Source organism: Eubacterium sp. SB2 (assembly GCF_001244405.1).
In the GTDB taxonomy this organism is placed as follows: Bacteria; Bacillota; Clostridia; order Lachnospirales; family Lachnospiraceae; genus Faecalicatena; species Faecalicatena contortus_B.
On the sequence record NZ_LN865149.1, the window covers coordinates 94,703 to 118,422 of the forward strand.

Here is a 23,720-nt window from a genome sequence, read left to right on the forward strand (position 1 = left end):
AATAGTATGTCCTTATTATACAACAGGCGCCTATAAAATGAAAGTAAATATATTTTCTAAAAACCGCAGTTTTTCTTCCGTCTGGGTGATAGCTGTCTGTAATTTTTCCACATTTTTTTCAGGTATCCAGGCCTTATTAGAATGGTAATATGTGTTCGCAGTCTTCCAGAATTTCTCCGGGTAGGCTAGGCACAGGGCGATATATTCCAACTCTCTTGCGTCCAGCTTCCTGATGCTTTGATAGGCATCCAGCATAGACTGGCCAAGGGCTTCCTGCCACTGATGTTTTTCCATGACTTTCCGCAGAAAATAATAGAGATCCTGGGCCTGCACATCAATCCTGAAATGCTCAAAATTTGTCGTTGCCAGCCCGTTTGAGGTCAGCAGGACGTTATGATAATTGTAATCTCCATGCACAAGCCTGTGATGTTCTATGCTTTCCTGGTACAAGCTGTCATATCCGGAATGTTTCAGTCTTTTGACCACCTGCTCCGCCTGCGAGTACATCCGGTCAAAATATTCCAGAAACAGAAACTCAAATGCACCTTTTGAAACTTTATTGCGTATAAATGCGCGCACTTTTTTTAGTTCCCTATTATGGCGCACAAACTCTTCCTGCAGATGCCGGCCCGTTGGCGGCCGTATCACCGCTTCTTCTTCCGGATCACACAATTCCTGCCACTGCATCCTGCAATGCAGATCTGCCAGGTTCCTGGATGCCTGCAGGATCTCGAATTCTTTTTTAACATCACATTCCCTGCCGGAAAACCATTTTTTCAGCATGTACCTGGAGCCATCCCGGGATACGCTGACCAGCTGGCCTTCTTTGTTATAGACCGGGATATCAACATTGGGATATCCCGCCTTTTCCAGGCTGCTCAGAACGGCATAAAGCAAAGGGGCACGCCTGTCTGAAACGTCCGCTTCTTTCAACAGCATAGTGCCCTCTTTCGTGTCGCAAAAAAACGCACCCCTTATTTTGCGGGTGCCTTTCACTTCTATATCATATTGTTCCAAGACTTCTAATTCATACTCTCTCATGGCTGCCCCCTGATTCTACGATTCTGACTCTTTCTAATGTATGAAAGGGACAGCCCGAGTATGCTATATGCCTTGTTTTTCTTTGACGTAATTACATAATTTTTCTTTTTCGTTCATCTCCGGTTCATCCAATACCAGCTCCAACAGCTCATTCAGCATATCTCCCATCTGCTTTCCCGGCTGCATCCCCAGATTCATCAGATCTCTTCCACTGACCGCAAGCTGCCTGAGAGTCACACAGTGATCATTGATGAGCGTCTCCTGGTATATTTCCCGCATAGCCACAATATTTTCAATCTTGGCACGGCGCTTGTATGGGCTCTGTGCCTTCACGTCTGCCATGCGCACAGCCAGATAATAGGGGAAAAGTTCTACCCCGATCCGGTTCATCGCCCGGCGGACATTCGGCGGGGTGGCTTCGATCCGGTAATCATGATAACAGACGAGTCTGGTCACCTTTTTCACGGTGTCATTGTCGAACTTGAGGCGCCGCAGCACACTGCGCGCGATCTCCTCACTGACAAGCGCGTGCCCCTTGAAATGATCCACCCCCTTTTCATCGGTTGTCTTCATGGAAGGTTTTCCCATATCGTGGAACAGCATAGTCAGACGGAGAATTTTATCCTTCTTAACATTTTTCAGGGCTTGGAGGGTGTGGCCTGCCACGTCATACTTATGGTGCCGTGTTCTCTGTTCCACACCGACCATAGCATCCCATTCCGGCAGAATGACCTTCGTAATCCCCAATTCATATGCATCCTGAATCAGATCCGGATGATCGGACATGAGCAGCTTCACCAATTCCACCTGGATCCGCTCTGCACTGATATTTTGAAGAGTAGGCGCAAGCTCTCGCACCGCCTGCGCGGTATTCTTCTCAATTGGAAAAGCCAGCTGGGCGGAAAATCTGACCGCCCTCAGAATCCGAAGCGCATCTTCCGTAAACCGCTCCATCGGGTCGCCCACACACCGGATCAAGTGGTGGTTCAGATCCCGCATCCCCCCGAACACATCGACAAGACGCACCTCGTCATTATAAGCCATCGCATTAATCGTAAAGTCCCTGCGCCGCAGATCCTCCTCCAGGCTGGTCGTAAAAGTCACATCTTTCGGATGCCTGCTGTCCTCATAAAGTCCGTCAACCCGGTATGTGGTCACTTCGAACCCTTCCCTGCCAATCATCACTGTCACAGTACCATGTTCAATCCCCGTGTCTACTGTCCTTCTAAAAAGCCGTTTAATCTCCTCCGGCCTGGCAGAAGTCGTGATATCCCAGTCCTCCGGTTTGCGGCAGAGAATAGAATCACGAACACATCCGCCCACCGCAAAAGCCTCATAGCCATGCAGCTGCAGATTATTGATAATCATAATCACTTTTCTCGGCAACTCTATCTTCATCTATATCTTCCTTTCAAAGGGGTCTGACCCTTTTGCACTCCGTTATCAGAATTGTTTTACAATTTCTTGTTCACGCTTTTGACAAGTAAATATTATAACTTGTCTTTGCTGTTCACTCAACCATTTTAAAGTAGATTTTAATCTTTTTTCGTCATAACATGCAAATGCGTCGTCAAAAATCACAGGCAGCGGTTCTTCATAGAGCATGTCCACGGCTGCCATACGAAGTGCGAAGTATACCTGTTCTATGGTTCCACGCGATACCCTCTCCACCGGTATCCGCCGCCCGCCTTCAAATAAGGTCAGGTTCAGATTTTCATCTGCAAGAAGTTTTGTATACCTTCCGCCGGTTATTTGTTCTAATATCTTCGATGCTTTTTGATTTAAAATGTTCCCAAACCCCTGCGTCATATTACGGGATGCCTGAATCATCTTTTCCTCGGCAAGCAGCAGTGCAGCGCCCCAGTTCTGCAGGTTTTTGATTCTTTTATCCGGCATTTCCAGCTCGGCCAGCTGCTCCTGTAAATTCTGGAATCTTACCTGCTTCTCTTTCCATTGTGCTTTGATTCTTTGATTTTCCCACTCCAGTTTCTGCCTGTTCTCTTCGATCTGGCGTTTCTTTTCGTAATCGTTTTCCGTATACTCCTGGCGGGTGACCACTCTTTGCCCGGCATTTCGCCTCTTGCTGCTCTGCATCCTGTACTTTCCATACTTTACAGCACCGGTACCGAGAAGCAGCAGTCCTGCGGCCAGAAAAATCCATGACAGAACGGAGATCGCCCCGCCTCCGGCAAATACTTCTCCACTGCCGGCAAGTACGCTCCAGAGCCGTCCCAATCCCCCTGCAGCAATTCCTAATCCACCCACTGCTATCAAGTTTTTATATTGGTCTGCCTCGTGATTCTCTGCTTCATCTTCCGTAAACGAAATCGTTTCTAATGAATCAGCCGGGAGGTGCTCTTTGCGTAAATGCCCTCTACCCTCGTAATCTTCAGCGTTTTCATCCAGTAAACTTTTCAATATCTTTTGATTTTCTTCCAGTTCTCTCTGCAGTTTCCCGGCATCCTCAGATACATACTGGCATTCCTGCCGTATTGTATCCTTTTTTGTTTCCTGCATTTCCCCAAGGGACCTGATTTCCTGTTCTGCAGCTTTTCTGCGCCGGCGAAGAGTCTCCAGGGCGCCTCCAAGGTCAACGGTACTGCTTCCTGTCTCATAATAATTTGCCGCATAATTTTTCAATTCTTCTGCCAGACCCTGCCCTGGCTTTGCGCTAAGCTGTCCCACGGCCGCAGTATTCTCAAAAGATTCGGCCGTCATTTTACCCAAAAGCATGTCCAGGTCTCCGTCATCCACAGATAATTCTTCCCCATCATCTTCACAGACAAGGCCCGCACTCTTTGTATATCTGTCAAACTTCCGTTCCAGAAAGAAGTTTTTTCCCGCTATGGAAAACCGCATAGATCCGGCATAGTAATTGGGGTTAACCCATGGCTCGTATCTGCTGAACCCATCATTTTGAGCGGCACGTCCGCGCCCTCTTTCCATGCCGAAAAGCATTGCCTTTATAAATGCATAGACCGTAGATTTGCCATATTCATTTTCTCCGTAAAAAACATGGATTCCTTCCTCTATGTAAAAATGCTTATCTGAAAACTTCCCAAAATTCTCCAAATACAACTCTTTAATTACCATACTCTTCAACTCTCTCCGGATCAGGACAGACTATTCTCCAGAAGTGCCTGCACACCTGCCTGTAGTGCCTGATGTTCCACACTTCCTTCTTCACATCCTAAAAATTCTTCTATATAGTTTCCCAGCACATTATCCCTGTTTTCCTCATAAAGCGCCTGATAATCATATGCAGGACAAGTCTCATCCTCAATCTCTATAATATTCCCGTAAAAATCCATGTATTCTGTTTCAAACTCTACATCCGGATCCCTCAGGCCCCGGAGAATAAATTTATAAAGATTCTGCGTACCTCTTTTCTCCACCGTCTCCCGGATATAGTCTTTCACACTCCCATTCGTCATCCGCTCATTCACGCGCAGCGCCAGATGGATGTATTCCCTTACCGCACACGGGACAAACTCCACACGGACTCCCTGTTCTGTTATTTCTCCGCGCACAAAACCATGCTGCCCCGTATCATTTTTATCCACAGGTTCAAGAGCTCCCGCGAATACAGCAAAGTTCTTGATCAGGGCCTGAGGCTTATGGATATGCCCCAGCGCGATATAATCAAACCCGGAGGCCTCCAGGTCCTCTTTTTTGAGTGGAACATGCTTCTCGTCACCGCCATGAGCCAGGAGAATCTCGTATCGTGCATGTCCCCCGGCCCTCACATTACAGCGCTCTTCCCGGATCTCCCTGGCGTGATAACTGAACCCGTACACCGCCAGATCCAGGTCAGGCAGCAGCACATATCCCATCCTTTCCCCCAGCAGTGGATACACATTTTCATTCCACTGGAAAGTCCGGTAATAAGAGCCCTTTTTCATAAAATCGTGATTTCCTGCAATAAGAACTACCTTTGTATGTGATAATGTGGAGAACAGATAGTTTACTTCCTTCAGATCCCGCAGAAGCGGCTGCCTGTGGAACAGATCCCCGGCTATAAGCAGTACATCTGTCTGCTCTTCCTCACACAGTGTAACCACCTGTGAAAAAGTATCCCATAGTTCCCGGGCGCGTCCCGCACTATAAGCAGTCCCTGCATCGGGCTGCGCTCCCAGATGAGTGTCGGCAATGTGGATAAATTTCATAGGTACCTCCATATAATAACATACTGTTAAAAAGTGACTTGAGGACGTAACAATGACCGGTCTGTTACGTCCTCAATCCATCTTCCCCCGCCGCAGGCGGCTGGGCAATAAATATCTAATATTGGCATCCCGGCAGGCTATAGGATCGACGGCCCCCAGCCCTTGTGGAAATAAAATCTACAGTTCGCAGTTATTTACAGTTCTCGGAAATGGTACAACATCGCGGATATTGGACATTCCGGTAAGATACATGACGCATCTTTCAAATCCGAGGCCAAACCCCGCATGTCTGGTGGAACCATATTTTCTCAGATCCAGATAGAACTTGTAATCCTCTTCCTCAAGATTCATCTCCTTCATTCTCTGAATCAGCTTGTCATAATCGTCTTCCCTCTGGCTGCCTCCGATGATTTCACCGATTCCCGGCACCAGACAGTCAACTGCTGCCACCGTTTTCCCGTCCTCGTTGAGCTTCATATAAAATGCCTTGATCTCTTTCGGATAGTCTGTTACGAATACCGGGCGCTTGTACACCACTTCTGTCAGATAACGCTCATGTTCTGTCTGCAGGTCTGTGCCCCATTTTACTTTATATTCAAACTTATCATTATTTTTCTCGAGAAGTTCTACCGCTTCGGTATATGTTACTCTCGCAAAATCCGAGTTTATCACGTTTTTCAGCCTGTCCAGCAGCCCCTTGTCCACAAAAGAATTAAAGAAGTTCATTTCCTCCGGCGCATTCTCCAGCACATAAGAAATCACATATTTCAACATTGACTCGGCCAGATCCATGTTATCATCCAGATCTGCAAATGCAATCTCCGGCTCGATCATCCAGAATTCAGCTGCATGGCGTGTGGTATTAGAGTTCTCCGCCCGGAAAGTAGGTCCGAAAGTATAAATGCTCCTGAACGCCTGGGCAAATGTCTCCCCGTTCAGCTGCCCGCTAACAGTCAGGCTTGTCTCTTTCCCAAAGAAATCCTGGCTGTAGTCTACCGTTCCGTCCGGATTCTTCGGCACATTGTCCATATCCAGGGTAGTCACTCTGAACATCTCACCCGCTCCCTCACAGTCACTACCCGTAATAAGAGGCGTATGCACATAGACAAAGCCTCTGTCCTGGAAAAACTGGTGAATAGCATATGCAATCATAGAGCGCACTCTGAACACCGCCTGAAATGTATTTGTCCTTGGACGGAGATGAGAAATCGTTCTGAGATATTCGAAACTATGACGTTTCTTCTGTAACGGATAGTCAGGTGCTGAGGTCCCCTCAATCTCCACCTCGTCTGCCTGAATCTCAAACGGCTGCTTAGCCTGTGGTGTAGCGACTAAAGTTCCTGTAACAATAATGGCTGCGCCTACATTCTGCTTAGAGATTTCTTCAAAATTCTCCATACTGTCATGGTACACAATCTGCAGCGGTTCAAAATAGGAACCGTCATTGACCACAATAAAACCAAACGTCTTTGAATCACGAATACTGCGAATCCATCCCCCAACTGTCACTTTCTTGTCCAGATATTTCTCTTTGTTTTTAAATAATTCCCGAATTGTAACTAAATCCATACCAAATACTCCTTATTCCATCAAATTTTTCCTTTTATTACACACTGGTACTATTATAACACTGAATCCGCATGAAATACAATCCCGTTCTGTCTTCTGGCTTCATCCGTAACACACAGTGTATCCAGTGAATACTTTCGATAAGGATGCCCGCTGCATTTTTCCTGCGCAAGCCTTACAAATTCCCTGACTTCATATACCATATTGTTTGGAGCCGGTGTGTAGGGAATCGCTTCCCTTTTCCCGTCTCTGTATACAATTTCCATAGACTGCGGCATCGCAATGCCATATATAAGAATACTTCCCTCTTCTCCCTGGAATATACCAGGATTCACAGAATCGGTAATCTTTGAATAAACAGCCTCAGCCATCATGTCATCGTACTGCATAAGGACAATACCGCTCCCCTCAAAGCCATTTTCTAATTTGGTGGAAATCGCTTTTATTTCTTTCGGCATTCCCAGCATTCTGACCAGTGTGTGAATACAGTATACCCCAATATCCATAATCGCCGCGTTTGACAGCTCCGGGTTAAAGGCATTCAGAACCTCTCCCTGCCTGAACTTATCATAACGAGAAGAGTACTGGCAGTATTCTGCCGTCACCCTGCGCAGCTTTCCGATCTTCGGAAGATGTTCCCTGATCAGGTTATAAGCCGGGTCAAAATCCGGGCGCATCGCCTCCAGAAGGACGACTCCGTTTTCCTCTGCACAGGTAAACATTGCCGCTGCTTCTCTCTCATTAACAGCCAGAATCTTTTCGCACAGGACATGCTTTTTGTGCTTCATCGCCTCAATAGCCTGCCCGCAATGTGCATACGTTGGTGTGGCGATATACACAGCGTCAATCTCCGATTCCAAAAATTTATCGTAATCTGTATATACATTTGGTATCCCGTGCCTGCCTGCAAATGCATCCCCGGTCTCCTGCTTCCTTGAGTATACCGCACAAATCTCCGCCTCCGGTACCTGTCCGGCTGCCTCAATCAGCCAGTCGCTGATAAAATTGCTTCCTACTATTCCTAATTTCATAATGCCGCCTCCTACTAATCCTGCTTTAAGTCTTTACTGTTAGTGATCCTGCTGCTTCATGCATGAGCACAATATATTTAATTCTTTTTTCTGCATGTTCTACCAATGAAATTGTAGCAAATATATGCGGCATTATCAATCACTGTTGTACGAAATTGTGCTAGCAGGTTTTCGTCCTGGGTATTTCTTGATTTTCTCCATGCCATGTGGTATACTACTACTCGTTCCAAAGCCCTGAAAAATAAGGTCTTATGGGCTGATTCAAACCGAGTGTTCGAGACCTTCCACTCGTAAAACAAAACTTATAAAGCTACCTATTTATATAGGTTTATCGTTGTTTATTTCCCCGCAAAAACGCTGGTTTGTGCGGGGTTATTTTTTATCACAGTTTATTAATTGTTACCCCATTGTGGGTACAGAGTGGGTACATAAACAAATAAAAGAGCAGGATTTCTCCTGCCCTAAAATGCCACCGCTATCAATTCCATTTCTGTTGCCTTGGTGTCTGGCATTACATGACTGTACAAATCCATTGTCATTGCCAGTGAGCTGTGTCCCATGATCGCCTTGAGCGTCTGCGGCTTCATTCCCGACTCGATGGCACGTGTTGCAAATGTGTGTCGGAATACATGCGGTGTTATACGCTCAAACTCCTTTCCGCTTTGGTTGATCTGCTTTATAATGCGGTCAATTTCATACTGCACCCGATCCCGGCTTAATGGCTTCCCATCTGATGTACAAAATACATACCTGCTTATATTTACGATCTTCTCTCCCCAGTAGTGCTTTTGTGCATCTAATAGTTTTTCAACATCCTGTGTTAAAGGAATGTCCCTCCGGGAAGACTTGGTTTTTGGCGTATCCTCATAATATCCTTCTCCCTCCTCATATTTTAATGTCCTGCGAATGTGAATCACTCTTTTTTTCTTGTCGATGTCAGAAAACTTGAGTCCCCGTATTTCCCCGTTACGCAATCCAGTTCTCAGCAACACTGAATAGAAATTAAAAAGATAGCTGTCTTTTGCGTATTCCATAAACACGTGCTGTTCTTCCTTGGTCATTGCTTTTCTAGCATTCTTGTCCTTTTCACTTGGTACCTCTGCCAGCTTAACAGGGTTACGTTCAATAAGACCGTTTTTGAATGCCTGTTTAAAACATCCACTTAATATAGCCGCTATTATCTTGATGCTGGAGACTGCATAATCTTCTTCAACCAAATCATTGTAAAGAGTTTGAATGTGCTCACCTCTGATATCGGTAATATACTTTTTGCCTATTTTGCCCTTCACCATGTAACTATATTGTTTCTTATATGTCGAAATAGTTCCTTTTTTAAGTTTGTTCTTCTTATACACATTCAGCCAGGTTTCAAACCATTCATCCAGGGTGGTTTTGCTGCTTTCTACATATAAACCGTGCTGCAGCTTATACTTTAAATCATTCATTTTCTTTTTTGTATCGGTAATAGTATCCGCATATACAGAATAGCTTTTATACTGATACTTAATACGGCCTTCATATCGACCATTCGCCCTTTGCCTTATCCCTGGTGGCAACTTTTTCCCGTTCTTATCGACTGCCATGTAACCACCGCCTAACTCATTAGGCTTTCAAATATCAGGGCTATTGCATAGTTAAAGCCGCTCTCAAAGCCTGCTTTCTGTCCATAGCTGCTCCCGGCATAAATTAAATCTGCTACGGATTCCTTTGTCATGCTGGCAGGCTCCTCGATCATGTCCATGATTTCTTCATGGATCCTTTCGGACAATTCGCCATCCGCTGATATGGCAGCCGATGATTTACTGTATGATTCTGTATATATATTTCCTATTCTTGACATATAACCGTCCTTTCTCTCACCGCTGTCTGGCAGCAGGTAATCTTGTCTTGCAATTGGGCTATATGACGGTATATAATCAATATAGCCCGTACTGTGTGTATTGGGTTATGCTTATTTTTTGCCCCATCGGTGTTGCCGCACCCTTGGGGTTTTTGCTTTTCCGGTCATTCGCCCACCCCCCATTCTCCTATGGACTCGCACATGAGCTTTGTCCCAATCTGGAAGCCAAGTATGAATCCCACCCTTTCAGCCTGGCCAGATATAGATAAGGCTATCTCCTGGGCTTTCGAATAGTTTTCTGCTCCCATGCTGTTTTCCAGATCATCACACCGGGCTGCAGGAATATCATAATCATAAATCTCCCGCAACTCCTTATAGCGCGGCATCTGTACATAATACCGGTATATTTGTTCGATAATATCCGCTTTCATAGAATTCACCTTCTTTCTCTAATGTATTGGGCTCTACGTACTCCCATTGTAAGAAATTGCTCTTCTGAATTACTCCCCGCCCTCCTATCCACTAATCTTTTTTACAATTTCTATGTGGGAGTTAAACCGCCCTATCATCTTATGTATGTCAACAACCTGAACAGCATAATCAATGCTGTTAAAGACAGCTTCGCACCCCCTTTCCTGCATAAGATAATTTGCATCAAAGCTCTCTATCAATTCTATATAGGGCATGTTCTTTTCAAAGTCTATCTGGGGGGATATTCCGTATAATGGCTGTTTCTGCATGTAGTACTCGCCCTTCAATTCCAAGCACTTACCATCTTCAATCTCAGAAAATTGCTCATCAGTCAGCATTTCAAAAAGTAATTGTTCATTCAGAATTTCAGCCTTCCGCAGCTCTTCGCCGGGTTTAAGTTTTATATATTTAACCATAGATTAATCCTCCAACCAACTTATCAATCATAATTTAATTTATGGCTGTTACTTCCCAGGGGGCAGGTGTTGCCGCACCGTTCCCCTGAAAATCTGTAATGTCCAACTAATAAGTTATATAATTCCCTGACGCGCTCTCTATCCATTCCGGCTATGATCCTGAATACTTTACCTCTACACTTATCAATTTGCTTCCTTCTATCAGGAGCCATTTTAATATAATTGTAGCGTGCAATGGTATATATCTCTTTCAGAACCTCGTTATCCTCCTCACTATCCATCAGATAAAGCATTTGTACTATACATTGCCTATATCCTTCATTTTTCATACTTCTATACCTTCTTTCCGCTAAATCTGTAACAACATTTTTCCAACAAGGGGAAAATCAGTTACCATGTCCTTAAATGCTTTCAATTATATTGCCTAAAGGATGGTCACGTTCATTCTAGACCACCGTACAGCAACGTTGCCACTTTCGGCATCGATGCCGAACCCCCAAGGGCCGCTATAATGATTCTTGTAATGCCCCCAACATATTACATATATCGCAAGTCATCGATAATATCATGTCCATCTTTATTCCTGCATGCTCATAGTAATGCCCTGCGATTTTCCACAACTCCTCCTTTCCTATACACCGACCAAAATATTCCTGATCTAAATCATTACTAAGGACACGAATTCTTTCAGCCAGGACTTCCATTTCTAACACTTGGTTGCTTATATCAGTGAATCTTTCTTCCATTGCACTCTTGATCTTTCCGTCGGGATTATGCTACTATGTATTTGGTTTTATAGTGTAGCTCCGGCTATGCCGCCCCTGTCAGTGTTTGCGGCACTGGCAAGGGCTATTTCTTTAAGCGATGGAGAATCTTCTGCTCTCCGTTGCCCTCATGTACTGGTCATACAGCTTTGAGTGATCCGCTTTGAATGCTTTACCATCGAATCTGTTTGAGATAACCGTTGTAAACCTTACCGTGTAATCCCCGGCCTTCTGCTCCTCCAAATCCTTCCTCTGCATGTCTGCTTTGATCTCAGCTTTCAGTGCCTCGATCTGTTCCTCAATCTCCTTCTGCTGCGCTTCCAGCTCTTTCAGCTTTCTTACGCGGTTGACAATCATTCTCTCTGTCATTGTAAAATCTCCTTTCCAGTGCAATCCCTTGAGCATCTTCTTGACTATTACCGCGTCTCCAGACCGTTCACAAGTATATGGCTCAAAGTTTGTGGGGGCTTTCGACTTCCCCGATTGCTTTTATTTATTGTTGATACTGGTCTGGCATCCGGCTGAATCATCTTCTGAACTATTCCGCTGCTCTTCCTGGCTTGGTCATCAGTATATGGTTTTCAGCTTCACAGCTTTTCGGGCTGTTCGTTTGCCTTACCTTTATCTTGATTATATTATATCGTGTACACGATATTATTTCAATTGACATTATACACAAATATCGTGTGCAAGATTTGGCCATTTTGTATCTTGTGCACGATTGAAATTAATGTTATAATCTAACCATAATAGAAAAGGTGTCTCCATTATCAGAGCGCCCCCATGAAAGAAGGTGATAGTTTTGGCAGGAAAAACAGACTATAAAAATAAATGGCAGTCTGAAAATAGAGAAAGAATTAATCTCGTTGTCCCAAAAGGTTACAAAGAAACAGTGCGCCAACATGCAGATATGACAGGGGAATCAGTCAACGGTTACATTAAAAAGGCTGTTGATGAACGAATGGAACGCGATACTGAATAAAGCTCAAAAGTGAGCGAAACCAGATTCCTTTTTAGGGCCTCGGAAATCTCTGAATAACCACTGCCACTCCGTCAATACTATTTCATGAGAGGATGTGTTACCATGTCATTACCAAACCAAAAGAAAGAATACACTACTGACTTTATTTATTCTCTGCCTGATGGGGAACATGCCGAGCTAATTGACGGGCAGATATATTACATGGCCCCACCAAACAGGAGGCATCAGGAAATAGCTGTTGAGCTATTAACCATTATTAATAACTACATCAAATCAAAGGATGGCCCATGTAAACCCTATGTTGCCCCATTCGCCGTCTTCCTTAATGAGGATGATAAAACCTATGTGGAACCTGATATAAGCGTTATATGCGATCCAAACAAGCTCAATGATAAAGGTTGTGTTGGTGCACCGGACTGGATCATTGAAATTGTTTCCCCGGGCAGCAGACGCATGGACTACTACACCAAATTATTCAAATACCGCACTGCCGGGGTACGGGAATATTGGATAGTTGACCCTGATAAAAACCGTATTATGGTATATAACTTTGAATCAGAAGACACTATCGAATACACTTTCTCCGATTCTGTAAAAGCAGGCATCTATGAAGACCTGTCAATTGACTTCGGACAACTGAATATTTAACCCACTGCCGCCCCATCCATCAGGATTGAGGGCGGTATTATTTTTCCTTTTAGGATGTCCGAAATGTCCGCATAGCCTTTTTAGGGTGTCGCATTTGTCGGGATACTCTTTTTAGGGTATCCAAAATAGCCAGAACCTTTTTAGGGACTCAGAAAATGAAGGATGTTTTTAAGATATGAAAAGCGGAAGCATCCCGCCGCTGTTCCACCAAGTATATAACAGCCTTTCATATCCCACTAATATGTAAATTGTTAATGTCCAACACTACTCCATGCAATTCTTATTAAAAAGCCTTTTTAAACCTTTCCCCTTATATTTCTCCCCTAAAGGCATTTAAATTGATTTTATCCCGTTTCGCCACGATTATAATCGTTGTTCAAAATATTGCAGCGCATCCGATCAGCCCGTTTTTCTCTCTGTTCCTCATTCAAGTTCATTCCCGGGTTTATTCTTATCCATCCTACCGGAACCCTGGCACAAATGCTGCCATCTTTATTCTCTGCAATGATCCGGCATTCCTCCGGGCGGCTCTCTGCCAGTCTCATCACCCTTGTAATGGTTCTACCCTGGGTAAGGCTCACCGTTGCGATCTTACTGTCTCGCTGCCATTCAATGACATTCTCAATGTTGTTATGATCTGGCAGAGCAATCTCCTTTGTACCACACTTTACAACAGAAGCCAGCCGCTCCAATGCGCTTATCTCCAGATACTCATTTTCAAATATCCAGTTAATTGTACTCATAGAAAGTCCTGTTTTCCTCTCAATGTCCAGTTCATCCAAATTCTTACTTTCCAATAGTTCTTTATATCTATTCACATTTAATCTCATGTTTTCCTCCTTTATGCAGACATAGCCATACCATATCAGCTCATATTATGTGATAACGATGATCACTTCCACATACCTCACCAAAACCTCACCTAAAAGTGATTTATTTCCACATGAACGTAACCATGTCCGAATTACCTCTATCCAGCTTAACGATGCCGTCCTAACACCGCTCTCTGGTATTTACTTGCCTGACTCATTACACCGGTTGGCTTGACCTCTGGCTCATTTCCCGGATATTTCAAGAAACCAACATCCCAATCATAGAAATACAAATCCAGATCGTACAGATCACAAACATACAGATATAGGTTCCGTTCTTCAAAGATGCTGTTAATGGTCGCCCGTGAATACTTCTTACCGAAAAATATAGCCTGGTTCCTCATGTTCTCCAATGCCTGTAGCTTTGTAATTGTCATGTGCCATTTATCAAATTGCTTATATTTTGGTTTCTCATACTCAAGATAATGGAACGGGAACTTAATCGGAATTCGTTCACGTCTTACAAGCCCGAGCATCCTGTAGGAAATATAGTTATAGCTGCCGATAGATACATTCTTAATACTGTCATAAACCGGAAACGGATAGCATTCCCGGCACAGAAGCCCATCTCCATACAGATACAGCTTTGTACGCCTGCTGCCACACTTCGGGCAAACAAGAAACAGCTTTTCACCATATCCTGTCCTCTGCTTCGTGAACTGTATGTTGTACTCTTTTCCGTTTATCTTTGCTATGGCGGCAGTCATGTTCCTCGCGCCCAGCTTTATGCAATCCTTTACATCAATATAGCTTCTCATTCTCCGCTCCTTTGTTTTGTAAATATACGAAATACTAAGTATACAACATTGTAACGTTCCTTTTAGGGGATCTCGAATGTCTTGATCCTGTCCCCAATCTATTATTGCAACACCTCAAATAGTATTCATATTTATTCTTAGATTGAGATGGAAAAAATATTTTCAGAGTGCTGCACTATTGGAAACAGTTACCCACTCCGGTTCCTATCACGTTTAAATCGGTGCTGGAAGGGTCGGGGGGCTTCTCTGCGTCCTCGATACCACACCCCCATATATGCGACCCGTGCATTATCTGAATCCCCACAACCGGCCTACTATAGGCTTTCCTGCATTTTATTTTAGGGGGGATTCAACAAAATGTAGCCTGCTGCCAGATCCCAGCAAATAAATGCCATTCGCATTCGTCGTTTTGCGAACGTTCGGAACGTCACCATATTCCAATGGCATCCCTCTCAACCTCACTTGTCCATGTACGCCGGAAAGATTTAAGTCCTATATGATGGATTGATGCAGCCGCAATATATTCTTCATAGTACCCTCTGAACTTCCGGCTCCTGCTGGGCTTTCTTAATTCCCTCATGGCTTTGTCCTGATAGCTCCGCGCTGCCTCCCGTGAAAGATTATGCTTCTCTCCTATTTCCTGTAGAGTTTTGCTGTCCAGGAACCGGCAGCGTATTACATCCGATTGTATCCCTGGCAGGCTGTCCACCGCTTCCCAGAGCTGTTTCTTCATGCCTTGGTAGTCCAGTCGGCCGATTATATCCCCTTCCAGCTCCTCACCTGATCCAACAGAGTCCTCTACAGTCAGTTCGCCTTCTTCATCCCCTAAAGGTTCATTCAGGCTGCGAATCTGCCCCATTCCTATACTTTCTCTGATGGACTTTAGCTTCTCCTGGCTGATCCCCAGGAGCGCACACAATACCTGATCTGTTGGAACCGCGCCATAATATTTCCGGTACTCTGCTTCCATCCTCTTATATTTGTGCATCCATTCCCGGGCATGTGTAGGAATACGCACCACATTGCCACAATTCTCAATATACCGTTGCATACCTTGTCTGATCCAGAACGCAGCATAAGTGATAAATGCAACTCCCTTCTCCGGGTCATAGTGTCGAACAGCTTCACACAAAGCAATATATCCCTCCTGCATCAGATCCTCCAATTCAGCACGGCCCGTAAACTTCACTGCCATCATTTTTACGAACCGTTGGTTCTGCTGCCATAGCTGTAGCATATTATCATTCTCATTAATCCCCCTCTGAAGCTGTTCTACAATCATTTCGTTGGATAGTACAACGGAATTTTCCGCTGTACACGCAGCTACGCCACTCCTGGGGTACGTTCGGGGTTCAACCTGAATATTCTCGCCGTTCCCCCGCGGTTCAATCTGTAATTTTGTGTTGTTCACCAATGGTTCAACTGGAAAGTTCTCACTGCTTCCTCTCTGCTTATTTTGAAATTCCCCGTTGTTCCTCCGTAGTTCGTTTTGAAAATTGCCGGGGTTCACCCGGTGTTCATTTGACATGTACGGCCCACTCCTTTACAATAAATGTTAGGTTTTTAAGGCTGTGGGCTTGTCCTTTGTGGCAGGCTCTTTTATTTTTGTATCTGTCCTGCCTCCCACTCTCTGTAAATCTCCATGAAGTTATCAAGAGGAAGGATCGCAAGCCATTCACAATGGTTTCTACGATGCATAACTACTGGTATCTCTTCTCTACGTGAATCCCTTTCAGCCTGTCCCATTGCATCATACAGGCTTAACCGCTCCGTCCGCTTACATTCGATATGTATTCCAGGAAGACCAACGACATCAGCGTCCCCATTGCTGCCGCAAAACTGCTGCCCTCTCCTGCAATCATATCCATAATCCCTTAATACTCCTGCCAGCTCGCGTTCTCCTGCTTTACCTTTATTCCTACTGCGCTTCCCTGTTTCCTTTCTGTCCATTTGCCCTTCTCCTGATTTCATTTTTTAGTTGTGCCACTTCTTCCGGCCTGTTTCTTAATCCGTTCAGATACTGCAACATGTCGCCAGACACATACAACAGCCGGGGATGTACCTTTTCTATTCCAGTACCATAATTAGCCATATCATGAAGTTGCACCAGCGTCCATTTTCCTTCAACCACAATCAGAGATTCAACCTTACAGCCTCTCTCCTCCAGTTTCGCCTTTATAATCATGCCTGCCTCATACTCATTATCTGTATACAGCACAATATGTGGCTCATTTTTATCAATACCATTCTCCTTAAAATCTGCTAATATGTTCACGCTCACTTACTCGTTGGCTCCTCTCCTTACTCGTTGATTCTCATATACCCGGGCCACCGGTCAACCAGTAAAGGGCAAACGCCCTGTTTACAAGGGCTCCATTTACTAGAGGCCCCCCTCCAGTAAATAGCCTTTACTCGCTTTACTCGTTGACCCCCCTCTAGTATCTCAAACCCTTATAAATACTATGTTTTTTATTTACTCGTTGACTTTTTCACTGGGTATAAGAGAAATGTAATATTTACGGTCACTCCCATAGCCAAAATTACGGTATTTTATCTTACCTTCTTTCCTTAATTCGGCTTTGGCATTTTTCAATGAATTCTTGGTTATACTTTGCGCCGCTGCCATCTCATCCAGTTCCGCAACCTCTTTTTCTCCATCACCCAGGAATGACAATATAAACTCTTTCGCCTCTTCCTTTTGCGGCCTCTGCTGGACAATAAAAGAATTCTCGCTCACAAACTCCCGGTCTTTCTTCTCTGTATATCCTTTGTTTATAATACTGCCATTTTCAATGGAGAAAAGTACCGTATCACCCGTCATGCCATAATTACACTTCTCATGTGACAGATAGCGAACACCCTTTTCCGGGGTATCTCCCACCATTAATACACTTCTGGATATATCCCAGATATCAGCACTATCAGCTATCCTTTTTCGACCATAAACACCGCTCTGTTTATTTGCATGAACAATCACAAGTAAAGTAGTCCCGTATTTTTCGCCCAAACCAATCAAAGGGTTTAAACATGATCTCATGGCATTTCTTTGTCCCATCTGGATGTCTGGCGGTATAAAACTTTGAATCGGATCAAATATTACCAACTTTGGACGATAATGTTCAATCAGTCTTTCCAGGAACGGGCTATCGAACTTTACATCAGAAAACCGTTCATCTTTCAGGCTGATGGAATGTATATTCTCCAATGCGGCCCCAGCCTTTCTCAGCCTGCTACGCAACGTATACTCTGCCGAATCTTCTGATGAAAAGAAAAGAACTGTTCCCGGATCTGCCTTGGAAAAGTCTTCCGGGATTCCGGCCTCAAGAAAACAAGGATTTCCGCTACTAACCGCTGCCGCTATGTCGCACCATATAGTTGTCTTTCCTGCGCCACCATCTCCGGCAAGCGTAGTGATCTGATATCTCGGTATGTAATCTGTAATCAACCACTCTGGGCTTTTCTCTTCTACTTCTTCCATTGTTAACATTTCAAGGCTATGATTCTTCTGCTGACGGAATTTCCCGGTATCATGTACCGCTGTATAAGGTTTCTCTGTTCTCCATCCTCTTTTTAATGCCGGAAATACTGTTTTTTCAAGCTCCTGATCGGTGAGCGGTGGGATGCACTTCTTTTCATTCTCTGCTCTGACCGCTGCTTTGATGGCTTCATCGTCAAGTCCTTTTGCTTTCAGGCTTCCACTCAGCCGTATCATAGTGCTTGTCCGCTCTCCAGCCGGTATCATCTCCGGTTCTTGGAAAGTCTGCTTTTCCCACCTCTCCGGTACAGGCCCCATAAGGAAGTTCATAACTCTATTGTCTGCCTGAGCGATCTCACAATCTCCCGGCCCCTGCTCCCATTCATACTGACGCCCATTTGGGTGTATGCTGGGTGGTGCTACTATATAGCCGCCTTCTCCCCTAATGTCGATGCCATCATAAAGCCCTGCTCTGTTCCGATTAGTGGCTCCATCTATATAAATGTAGTGGTACCCACCCCGCCCAGTGATGCTTGTCCAGGTTTCCGGCAGTTCTCCGTTTTCCTTCTGCCAGATAGCCAGGCTCTCATATCCATTAATGCCCTTGTCCTTGTCCACATCCAAGTCAATTACCACCAAGCCGCCTGAAACACTCCCCGTTGCTATTCCGATGTTTGCATTTGGCCAGCGGCTCCACCAGGTTTCGATTTGCCGACTATCAGTAGTAGCCGCCTTACATCCGTTCTCTGTTGCTGGGCGCTTATCCTTTGGCTTCAGCGGGAATACTGCCAGCCCTATATCAGCATACTTTAAGGCCCAGTCCTTCATTGTTTCTGCCATTTACTCACCCGCCCCTTGTCCTCTTATAAAATCCTGCTGCCCCTCTGGCATCTGCAATGCCCGCCTTGCGCTCTGGATCGCTACAAACGTATTGCTGGCCCTGTTTTCCAGTGACTTACAGAATTCCGCGATCTCCGCATGGTTCGCAGGAATGAAATAGCCCCCTGTAGTGGAAGAGCATATAACCGCCCCGGCTTTACGCTCCAATGCAATATACTGCTGTAATTCCCGTGACGTTTTGCATCCTGCCAGCTTCACAAGCTCCTGCGTGGGAATAGCATTTTCCTTTCCTATTGGAAGAAGACTTGTTATAGGAAACTCTGCCTTGCCGGGCTGATTCCCTGTATGTACTCTGTTATGCTCATTTTTCTGCATCCCCTATTTTACCCCCGTTAGTGAATTGAAATACTCGTCTACCTTTCGCCTGTCCCATAGAACCCTACGTCCAATCTGGACTTTTGCACCGATCTCCTCACCAAGTTTCATGGCGCTGTTCCTTCCGAGATTGGTGTATGCCCTCAATTCCTCAGTGTCCATCATTCTGGCTTTCCCTGCTTCTGCTGTAACTGTCCTGTTTCTCATTTTAATTTCTCCCTTCGTTGTTTGATATGATTTGTTATTTTCCTTGAACCAATGTTAACATTATGATATATTAAAAATCAAACATCAGTTATATATTTTTGATGTTAATTAGTGCTAAAATAAAGGAGGAAATAAGCTATGAGAAAAAAAGAATTAAACCCAGAGCAAGGCAAAAGATTAATAGAATGTTTAAAGGAAGCAAATTTGTCTCAGAAAGATTTTGCTGAATTAACAGGATATACACCACAGCATATAAATAATATAGTTCAAGGGAAGCGGAACATGTCCAATGAAGCTGCTGATACTTTTGGGGATATTTTAGGTGTCTATCCGTCATACTTATTAGGTAGACGAAGTTATAAAACTAGAGATGAAGGGCACAAACTTTATTTAGATAAGGTGCAGGAGGATTCCATAATAGAACACTCATACTGGACTATGCATGGTTGTTGTATCACTAAAGTGATTTTAATATCGGAAGAGGGAAATGAGTTTAGCATTGATCCTATTACATTATTTGCTCATCATCATACTTTAAATCCTAACTTTTTAGGGAAAAAATTATTTAATAATAGAGAAGAAAATATTATAGAAATGAAGATCTATGCAAAAGAGGGGGCTGGAGATAAAGAAGTTTTAATTGATACAAATTTGTTTTTTCATACTTTATATTTTCTTGATGATTATGCAGACCATCTTTGTAGAACAATCACCAAAAATGGGAATTATAACTACTACCAATCTCAAAAATCTCCCTCAAAATAGAACTTAAATTCCCTCCCACTCGTAAAACTGGATTTGCAGCGGTTTCATGCCGCTGCATTTAAAATAGAGTTAACCCTTTTCCCAATAAGTCCATGCACCACTTTTACACCACATTTTATAATCAGAGGTAACACCAGATAAACAGAAAACATGAAAAAAAGCCCGCAAAATGGGGCTCCATAATACTCTATAAACATACCAAAATCAAGTAAACTTTATCATAATACATGCCGGGAGCCACATAAGCGACTACCCGGCACTAATTTTATAATTTCCTGCTGCATTCTCCATTGTGGGTAAATTGTGGGTACAGCTTGATTTTCCCCTCCTCCCATGTTATACTACTAATCGTTCCAAAGCCCTGAAAAATAAGGTCTTATGGGCTGATTCAAACCGAGTGTTCGAGACCTTCCACTCGTAAAACAAAACTAAAGGAGAATTTAATAATGAAAGATTCACAGAGCAAAAAAGTGCTGTTCACAGCACAGGCAGCGATGATCGCTGCGATCTATGTGGTGCTGACCATTGTGTTTGCGCCGTTCAGTTATGGAGAGGTGCAGGTTCGTATTTCCGAAGCCCTGACAATTCTTCCGGTGTTTACCCCTGCTGCCATCCCCGGGTTGTTTATCGGATGCCTGATCAGCAACATCTTTGGAGGCTGTATTCTGCCGGACATTATTTTTGGCAGTCTTGCCACTTTGATTGGCGCCGTCTTTACATGGCAGCTGCGCCGCAAAAGCAGATTTCTTGCCCCCCTGCCTCCCATTCTTGCTAATGTACTGATCGTACCGTTTGTCCTTCGCTACGGATACCAGGTACCGCTCCCGATTCCTTTTATGATGCTGACCGTAGGCATCGGGGAAGTCATATCCTGCGGAGTCCTTGGAATGATCGTATATACCGCACTGAACAAGTATCGGCACACAATTTTCAGAACAGCGTAATATAAAGCGTGTTATTTTTAAATCTGCAAAGGACCATCTTCGGAGATATATTTTCCGGAAAATGGTCCTTTTTCTACTTCTAATATTACATTTTTGTTTACTTCACATATCCTATAAATGTATTGCCGCTTCCCGCCGTCATTGCCTCCATATCATTTACGCTGACGGTATTCTCCTCCCCGCTGTCCGGATCAATATACGTGACATCCGTCGTACTGTATCCAGTCAGAAGAATGGCGTGGCTGGAATCTGTCATTGCAATTACAGGAAGGCCTTTATTAATAACGTAGAGCACCTGATCCAAAGAACACCCCGTCAGATTCACCCTTTTTGCATGATACTGCTTCATCTGTTCCTCGCAAGCATCAAAAGAGGATTGATCATCGGCCCGCTTAAATGCCTGTGCTTCTGTGTAGTATACCAGATCCCGGTTGCCCTTTTCCCAGATATATGACTGATCCGAAGATATCACTACGCCCGATACCTGTTCCGCCTTTTGAATTGCATACGCCGCCTTGTCGTAAATTTCAATCAGCTCTCCCATGCCATATACATAATATTTATCTGCTTTTACTTTCCCGTCAAAGGCAATTCTCACTGCTTCATCCAACATGACCTGCTTCGGCCTCAGAATCTTCGGTGACTGGTCTTCAATTCCATCCGCATATGTGAGCCTCATCTGCTTTTCTTTTAAATCTGTGGTATAAGATTCAAGTGTGATATTGCTCTCTTTTCTTACTTCATTATTGCTGATATAGTCCTGTTTCGTTCCCGTATATGTGTCTCCTGATTTTGTGACCCGATTCAGCGTCACCAGGTTTTCTTCAACAAAGATATCGGAAATATACGTTTCTTCCACAGAATAGGTTTTTACAACTTTATTTTTACTGTCCCGGATCTCCAGCGCATACATAGGAAGCAAATCCTCCCCGGCAACCGTTCTGCCTTTATCTGCCGGCCTCTGATATCCATATATAAAGTCGCTGGACACAAATCCGAGCGGACGGATCGTTTCTCCGTCTTTTGCCTCCACAATATTTTCCTTTCCGTTTTTCAGATTGAGCACTCTGATCTCCGTAGCTTCTTCCAATGACCCATTCGTCTGATAAGCCAGCATGTGTCCGTCATCGGATGCAGTGTACTGCCCCTCCGCCAGATCCTCTGCAAGGACTTCCTGCTTATTATTATCCAGATCTACCTGGTACAGCTTTCCGCCAGCAAGTACATAGAGCATCTGCCGCTCATGACTGTAGTACACCATCTTCCCCAGCTCGTCTTCTGCGATGGCAAAAGATTTGTTGCTTGGAATAAATGCCTTTTCCTCCACCGCATTTTTGTCGATGTCAAAATAATACACGTCAACACCGACTTCCCCCTCGTGCTCTCCCCTGTTCATATATCCATAAACTGCAAATGCCGTACTGCCGTTGTCGTCCACACTGATGATCCGTACTTCATGCTGATCATACCTGCTGCGAACGTCATGTCCTTCTTTATTTGCAAAGCTGAACACCAATGAGAGCTCATCCGCATCCTGGTTGTATGTCCAAAGGTCCCTTTCCTGTACAAAAGAAACGATTGTGCCATTTTTGTTCGTCTCGTACGGCACATTAGATGAGGCTATACCAAGCAGGATACCATTTTCGTTTAAAACTTTTTTATTGCCATTAAATACCTGGTTCATACTTCGGTTGTAATCCAGCAAATATAATTCATCTCCACTGTATCTCACCCGAAAGAATTCCTTGATATTGTATGTTTCGACCTCTTCCCCATCCCCCACACATGTTACCTGATACTTCGCCAGAAGAGAGGTATATACACTGTTGCTCTCCTTGATGCTCCATTCTACGTCACTGGAAATCTCGGGGGCCAGGTTTCCCCATGTCAGCTGCGAACTGCTGGAGTGAATTGTTACCGTCTGAAAGGTCGTATTATCTCCTTCTTCGTTGGGCTCAAGATATGTGCTGAGATCGGACGCATTTTTTTTGTCAAATGTCTTGGTATGAAAATCTTCTGCAAAATTCAGGCATTCTCCGACAGCAAGATCATCCGGACGCTCAATTCTTGTATAGAAATAAATGTTTTGCTTTTCCACCTTTAGTGTGACCTTTAGAACAGCTTCCGATATCTCTTCCGCCAGAGCACCATTCAGATCCAGCTGTATTGCAGTGTCTGACAGATCCTTAATCTCACCCTTTTTATAAATCTCTTCCCCGTCCAGTGAGTATACCTCATAATGAATTTCCTGTATTACATTGCCATCCGTATCTACTGCCATCTGAAGCGTTCCGTTTTCTTCCAGCGGAGTTATCGTATCCCGCATAGCGGTAATATCCATTTCATTGACATAACCGGCCAGCGCATTTACATTTTTGCCCTGTACCGTAAAAGATATCCGCGGCAAAGAAGGCTCACCCAAGTCAACCGTCAAATCGGCCGTCCCTCTGTTTGTCAGCAGACTGCTTATGACAATTGCGATAAGAAACACGCCCGCCAGAATGCCTGCTTTTATCCACCTCTTTTTTTTCATTTGTCAGTCCCCTTTATTAAAAA

At 44.3% G+C, this 23,720-nt stretch carries 26 protein-coding genes; 4 read left to right on the forward strand and 22 right to left on the reverse strand.

The window, feature by feature from the left end:
- Positions 1 to 30 precede the first annotated feature (30 nt).
- The 13 genes from BN1938_RS02290 to BN1938_RS02350 all read right to left on the reverse strand — a co-directional run bounded on the left by BN1938_RS02290 (position 31) and on the right by BN1938_RS02350 (position 11,667).
- Complete coding sequence (locus BN1938_RS02290; RefSeq protein WP_050639051.1) at positions 31 to 1,041, reverse strand: CotS family spore coat protein; 1,011 nt, start codon at positions 1,039 to 1,041, stop codon at positions 31 to 33.
- A gap of 63 nt (positions 1,042 to 1,104) precedes the next feature.
- Positions 1,105 to 2,439 carry a CCA tRNA nucleotidyltransferase gene (locus tag BN1938_RS02295; RefSeq protein ID WP_050639052.1) on the reverse strand — a complete coding sequence of 445 codons (1,335 nt, stop codon included), beginning with the start codon at positions 2,437 to 2,439 and terminating at the stop codon, positions 1,105 to 1,107.
- Between the two features lie 45 nt (positions 2,440 to 2,484).
- The gene (locus BN1938_RS02300) at positions 2,485 to 4,134 is read right to left on the reverse strand and encodes an ATP-binding protein (protein ID WP_050639053.1); all 1,650 of its coding nucleotides are present in this window, start codon (positions 4,132 to 4,134) and stop codon (positions 2,485 to 2,487) included.
- A gap of 20 nt (positions 4,135 to 4,154) precedes the next feature.
- On the reverse strand, positions 4,155 to 5,207 hold the full coding sequence (locus BN1938_RS02305) for a metallophosphoesterase family protein (RefSeq protein ID WP_050639054.1): 1,053 nt from the start codon (positions 5,205 to 5,207) through the stop codon (positions 4,155 to 4,157).
- A 177-nt stretch (positions 5,208 to 5,384) separates the two neighbouring features.
- Entirely contained in the window at positions 5,385 to 6,776 is a 1,392-nt protein-coding gene (asnS, locus tag BN1938_RS02310) for an asparagine--tRNA ligase (RefSeq protein WP_050639055.1), read from the reverse strand.
- Positions 6,777 to 6,829: 53 nt separating this feature from the next.
- On the reverse strand, positions 6,830 to 7,807 hold the full coding sequence (locus BN1938_RS02315) for a Gfo/Idh/MocA family protein (RefSeq protein WP_050639056.1): 978 nt from the start codon (positions 7,805 to 7,807) through the stop codon (positions 6,830 to 6,832).
- Positions 7,808 to 8,268: 461 nt separating this feature from the next.
- The gene (locus BN1938_RS02320) at positions 8,269 to 9,390 is read right to left on the reverse strand and encodes a tyrosine-type recombinase/integrase (protein WP_050639057.1); all 1,122 of its coding nucleotides are present in this window, start codon (positions 9,388 to 9,390) and stop codon (positions 8,269 to 8,271) included.
- Positions 9,391 to 9,401: 11 nt separating this feature from the next.
- On the reverse strand, positions 9,402 to 9,647 hold the full coding sequence (locus BN1938_RS02325; RefSeq protein WP_050639058.1) for a hypothetical protein: 246 nt from the start codon (positions 9,645 to 9,647) through the stop codon (positions 9,402 to 9,404).
- A gap of 164 nt (positions 9,648 to 9,811) precedes the next feature.
- Complete coding sequence (locus tag BN1938_RS02330; protein WP_050639059.1) at positions 9,812 to 10,078, reverse strand: hypothetical protein; 267 nt, start codon at positions 10,076 to 10,078, stop codon at positions 9,812 to 9,814.
- A gap of 84 nt (positions 10,079 to 10,162) precedes the next feature.
- Complete coding sequence (locus tag BN1938_RS02335) at positions 10,163 to 10,534, reverse strand: hypothetical protein (protein ID WP_050639060.1); 372 nt, start codon at positions 10,532 to 10,534, stop codon at positions 10,163 to 10,165.
- A gap of 23 nt (positions 10,535 to 10,557) precedes the next feature.
- Positions 10,558 to 10,863 carry a hypothetical protein gene (locus tag BN1938_RS02340; RefSeq protein ID WP_050639061.1) on the reverse strand — a complete coding sequence of 102 codons (306 nt, stop codon included), beginning with the start codon at positions 10,861 to 10,863 and terminating at the stop codon, positions 10,558 to 10,560.
- A gap of 177 nt (positions 10,864 to 11,040) precedes the next feature.
- Entirely contained in the window at positions 11,041 to 11,280 is a 240-nt protein-coding gene (locus tag BN1938_RS02345) for a hypothetical protein (protein WP_050639062.1), read from the reverse strand.
- Between the two features lie 111 nt (positions 11,281 to 11,391).
- Positions 11,392 to 11,667: a hypothetical protein gene (locus BN1938_RS02350; RefSeq protein ID WP_050639063.1), complete on the reverse strand. Its 276-nt coding sequence runs from the start codon at positions 11,665 to 11,667 to the stop codon at positions 11,392 to 11,394.
- A gap of 433 nt (positions 11,668 to 12,100) precedes the next feature.
- On the opposite strand from BN1938_RS02350, the gene BN1938_RS02355 reads away from it, so the two are divergent.
- Positions 12,101 to 12,280 (forward strand): hypothetical protein, encoded by a 180-nt coding sequence (locus BN1938_RS02355; protein ID WP_148487109.1) that lies wholly within the window; start codon positions 12,101 to 12,103, stop codon positions 12,278 to 12,280.
- 102 nt (positions 12,281 to 12,382) lie between these two features.
- Positions 12,383 to 12,928 (forward strand): Uma2 family endonuclease, encoded by a 546-nt coding sequence (locus BN1938_RS02360; RefSeq protein WP_050639065.1) that lies wholly within the window; start codon positions 12,383 to 12,385, stop codon positions 12,926 to 12,928.
- Positions 12,929 to 13,272: 344 nt separating this feature from the next.
- Here the strand turns inward: BN1938_RS02360 and BN1938_RS23810 are convergent, their stop codons facing one another.
- The 8 genes from BN1938_RS23810 to BN1938_RS02400 form a co-directional block, all read right to left on the reverse strand.
- Positions 13,273 to 13,758, reverse strand: coding sequence for a hypothetical protein (locus tag BN1938_RS23810; RefSeq protein WP_242843788.1), 486 nt, complete (start codon positions 13,756 to 13,758; stop codon positions 13,273 to 13,275).
- A 149-nt stretch (positions 13,759 to 13,907) separates the two neighbouring features.
- Complete coding sequence (locus tag BN1938_RS02370) at positions 13,908 to 14,558, reverse strand: hypothetical protein (protein ID WP_050639066.1); 651 nt, start codon at positions 14,556 to 14,558, stop codon at positions 13,908 to 13,910.
- 427 nt (positions 14,559 to 14,985) lie between these two features.
- Positions 14,986 to 16,086, reverse strand: coding sequence for a sigma-70 family RNA polymerase sigma factor (locus tag BN1938_RS02375; protein WP_242843789.1), 1,101 nt, complete (start codon positions 16,084 to 16,086; stop codon positions 14,986 to 14,988).
- A 71-nt stretch (positions 16,087 to 16,157) separates the two neighbouring features.
- Positions 16,158 to 16,508, reverse strand: coding sequence for a PDDEXK family nuclease (locus BN1938_RS02380; protein ID WP_050639067.1), 351 nt, complete (start codon positions 16,506 to 16,508; stop codon positions 16,158 to 16,160).
- Positions 16,477 to 16,839 (reverse strand): hypothetical protein, encoded by a 363-nt coding sequence (locus BN1938_RS02385; protein WP_050639068.1) that lies wholly within the window; start codon positions 16,837 to 16,839, stop codon positions 16,477 to 16,479. The genes BN1938_RS02380 and BN1938_RS02385 overlap by 32 nt, the downstream gene beginning before the upstream one ends.
- 192 nt (positions 16,840 to 17,031) lie before the next feature.
- Positions 17,032 to 18,873, reverse strand: a complete 1,842-nt coding sequence (locus tag BN1938_RS02390) for a bifunctional DNA primase/polymerase (protein WP_050639069.1) — start codon at positions 18,871 to 18,873, stop codon at positions 17,032 to 17,034.
- Complete coding sequence (locus BN1938_RS02395) at positions 18,874 to 19,248, reverse strand: hypothetical protein (protein ID WP_050639070.1); 375 nt, start codon at positions 19,246 to 19,248, stop codon at positions 18,874 to 18,876.
- Between the two features lie 3 nt (positions 19,249 to 19,251).
- Entirely contained in the window at positions 19,252 to 19,455 is a 204-nt protein-coding gene (locus tag BN1938_RS02400; RefSeq protein WP_050639071.1) for a hypothetical protein, read from the reverse strand.
- A 138-nt stretch (positions 19,456 to 19,593) separates the two neighbouring features.
- On the opposite strand from BN1938_RS02400, the gene BN1938_RS02405 reads away from it, so the two are divergent.
- Together BN1938_RS02405 and BN1938_RS02410 are read left to right on the forward strand one after the other, a co-directional pair.
- On the forward strand, positions 19,594 to 20,220 hold the full coding sequence (locus BN1938_RS02405; RefSeq protein WP_050639072.1) for a helix-turn-helix domain-containing protein: 627 nt from the start codon (positions 19,594 to 19,596) through the stop codon (positions 20,218 to 20,220).
- Between the two features lie 446 nt (positions 20,221 to 20,666).
- Complete coding sequence (locus tag BN1938_RS02410; RefSeq protein ID WP_050639073.1) at positions 20,667 to 21,164, forward strand: QueT transporter family protein; 498 nt, start codon at positions 20,667 to 20,669, stop codon at positions 21,162 to 21,164.
- Between the two features lie 97 nt (positions 21,165 to 21,261).
- Here BN1938_RS02410 and BN1938_RS02415 read toward each other — a convergent pair whose 3' ends face one another.
- The gene (locus BN1938_RS02415; protein ID WP_050639074.1) at positions 21,262 to 23,697 is read right to left on the reverse strand and encodes a C39 family peptidase; all 2,436 of its coding nucleotides are present in this window, start codon (positions 23,695 to 23,697) and stop codon (positions 21,262 to 21,264) included.
- Positions 23,698 to 23,720 lie beyond the last annotated feature (23 nt).

What these genes read in the sequence shown, in the direction of transcription:
- BN1938_RS02290 (WP_050639051.1), bottom strand. Translation starts at nt 1,041, where the DNA reads ATGAGAGAGTATGAATTAGAAGTCTTGGAACAATATGATATAGAAGTG.
- BN1938_RS02295 (WP_050639052.1), bottom strand. Translation starts at nt 2,439, where the DNA reads ATGAAGATAGAGTTGCCGAGAAAAGTGATTATGATTATCAATAATCTG.
- BN1938_RS02300 (WP_050639053.1), bottom strand. Translation starts at nt 4,134, where the DNA reads ATGGTAATTAAAGAGTTGTATTTGGAGAATTTTGGGAAGTTTTCAGAT.
- BN1938_RS02305 (WP_050639054.1), bottom strand. Translation starts at nt 5,207, where the DNA reads ATGAAATTTATCCACATTGCCGACACTCATCTGGGAGCGCAGCCCGAT.
- asnS (WP_050639055.1), bottom strand. Translation starts at nt 6,776, where the DNA reads ATGGATTTAGTTACAATTCGGGAATTATTTAAAAACAAAGAGAAATAT.
- BN1938_RS02315 (WP_050639056.1), bottom strand. Translation starts at nt 7,807, where the DNA reads ATGAAATTAGGAATAGTAGGAAGCAATTTTATCAGCGACTGGCTGATT.
- BN1938_RS02320 (WP_050639057.1), bottom strand. Translation starts at nt 9,390, where the DNA reads ATGGCAGTCGATAAGAACGGGAAAAAGTTGCCACCAGGGATAAGGCAA.
- BN1938_RS02325 (WP_050639058.1), bottom strand. Translation starts at nt 9,647, where the DNA reads ATGTCAAGAATAGGAAATATATATACAGAATCATACAGTAAATCATCG.
- BN1938_RS02330 (WP_050639059.1), bottom strand. Translation starts at nt 10,078, where the DNA reads ATGAAAGCGGATATTATCGAACAAATATACCGGTATTATGTACAGATG.
- BN1938_RS02335 (WP_050639060.1), bottom strand. Translation starts at nt 10,534, where the DNA reads ATGGTTAAATATATAAAACTTAAACCCGGCGAAGAGCTGCGGAAGGCT.
- BN1938_RS02340 (WP_050639061.1), bottom strand. Translation starts at nt 10,863, where the DNA reads ATGAAAAATGAAGGATATAGGCAATGTATAGTACAAATGCTTTATCTG.
- BN1938_RS02345 (WP_050639062.1), bottom strand. Translation starts at nt 11,280, where the DNA reads ATGGAAGAAAGATTCACTGATATAAGCAACCAAGTGTTAGAAATGGAA.
- BN1938_RS02350 (WP_050639063.1), bottom strand. Translation starts at nt 11,667, where the DNA reads ATGACAGAGAGAATGATTGTCAACCGCGTAAGAAAGCTGAAAGAGCTG.
- BN1938_RS02360 (WP_050639065.1), top strand. Translation starts at nt 12,383, where the DNA reads ATGTCATTACCAAACCAAAAGAAAGAATACACTACTGACTTTATTTAT.
- BN1938_RS23810 (WP_242843788.1), bottom strand. Translation starts at nt 13,758, where the DNA reads ATGAGATTAAATGTGAATAGATATAAAGAACTATTGGAAAGTAAGAAT.
- BN1938_RS02370 (WP_050639066.1), bottom strand. Translation starts at nt 14,558, where the DNA reads ATGAGAAGCTATATTGATGTAAAGGATTGCATAAAGCTGGGCGCGAGG.
- BN1938_RS02375 (WP_242843789.1), bottom strand. Translation starts at nt 16,086, where the DNA reads ATGTCAAATGAACACCGGGTGAACCCCGGCAATTTTCAAAACGAACTA.
- BN1938_RS02380 (WP_050639067.1), bottom strand. Translation starts at nt 16,508, where the DNA reads ATGGACAGAAAGGAAACAGGGAAGCGCAGTAGGAATAAAGGTAAAGCA.
- BN1938_RS02390 (WP_050639069.1), bottom strand. Translation starts at nt 18,873, where the DNA reads ATGGCAGAAACAATGAAGGACTGGGCCTTAAAGTATGCTGATATAGGG.
- BN1938_RS02395 (WP_050639070.1), bottom strand. Translation starts at nt 19,248, where the DNA reads ATGCAGAAAAATGAGCATAACAGAGTACATACAGGGAATCAGCCCGGC.
- BN1938_RS02400 (WP_050639071.1), bottom strand. Translation starts at nt 19,455, where the DNA reads ATGAGAAACAGGACAGTTACAGCAGAAGCAGGGAAAGCCAGAATGATG.
- BN1938_RS02405 (WP_050639072.1), top strand. Translation starts at nt 19,594, where the DNA reads ATGAGAAAAAAAGAATTAAACCCAGAGCAAGGCAAAAGATTAATAGAA.
- BN1938_RS02410 (WP_050639073.1), top strand. Translation starts at nt 20,667, where the DNA reads ATGAAAGATTCACAGAGCAAAAAAGTGCTGTTCACAGCACAGGCAGCG.
- BN1938_RS02415 (WP_050639074.1), bottom strand. Translation starts at nt 23,697, where the DNA reads ATGAAAAAAAAGAGGTGGATAAAAGCAGGCATTCTGGCGGGCGTGTTT.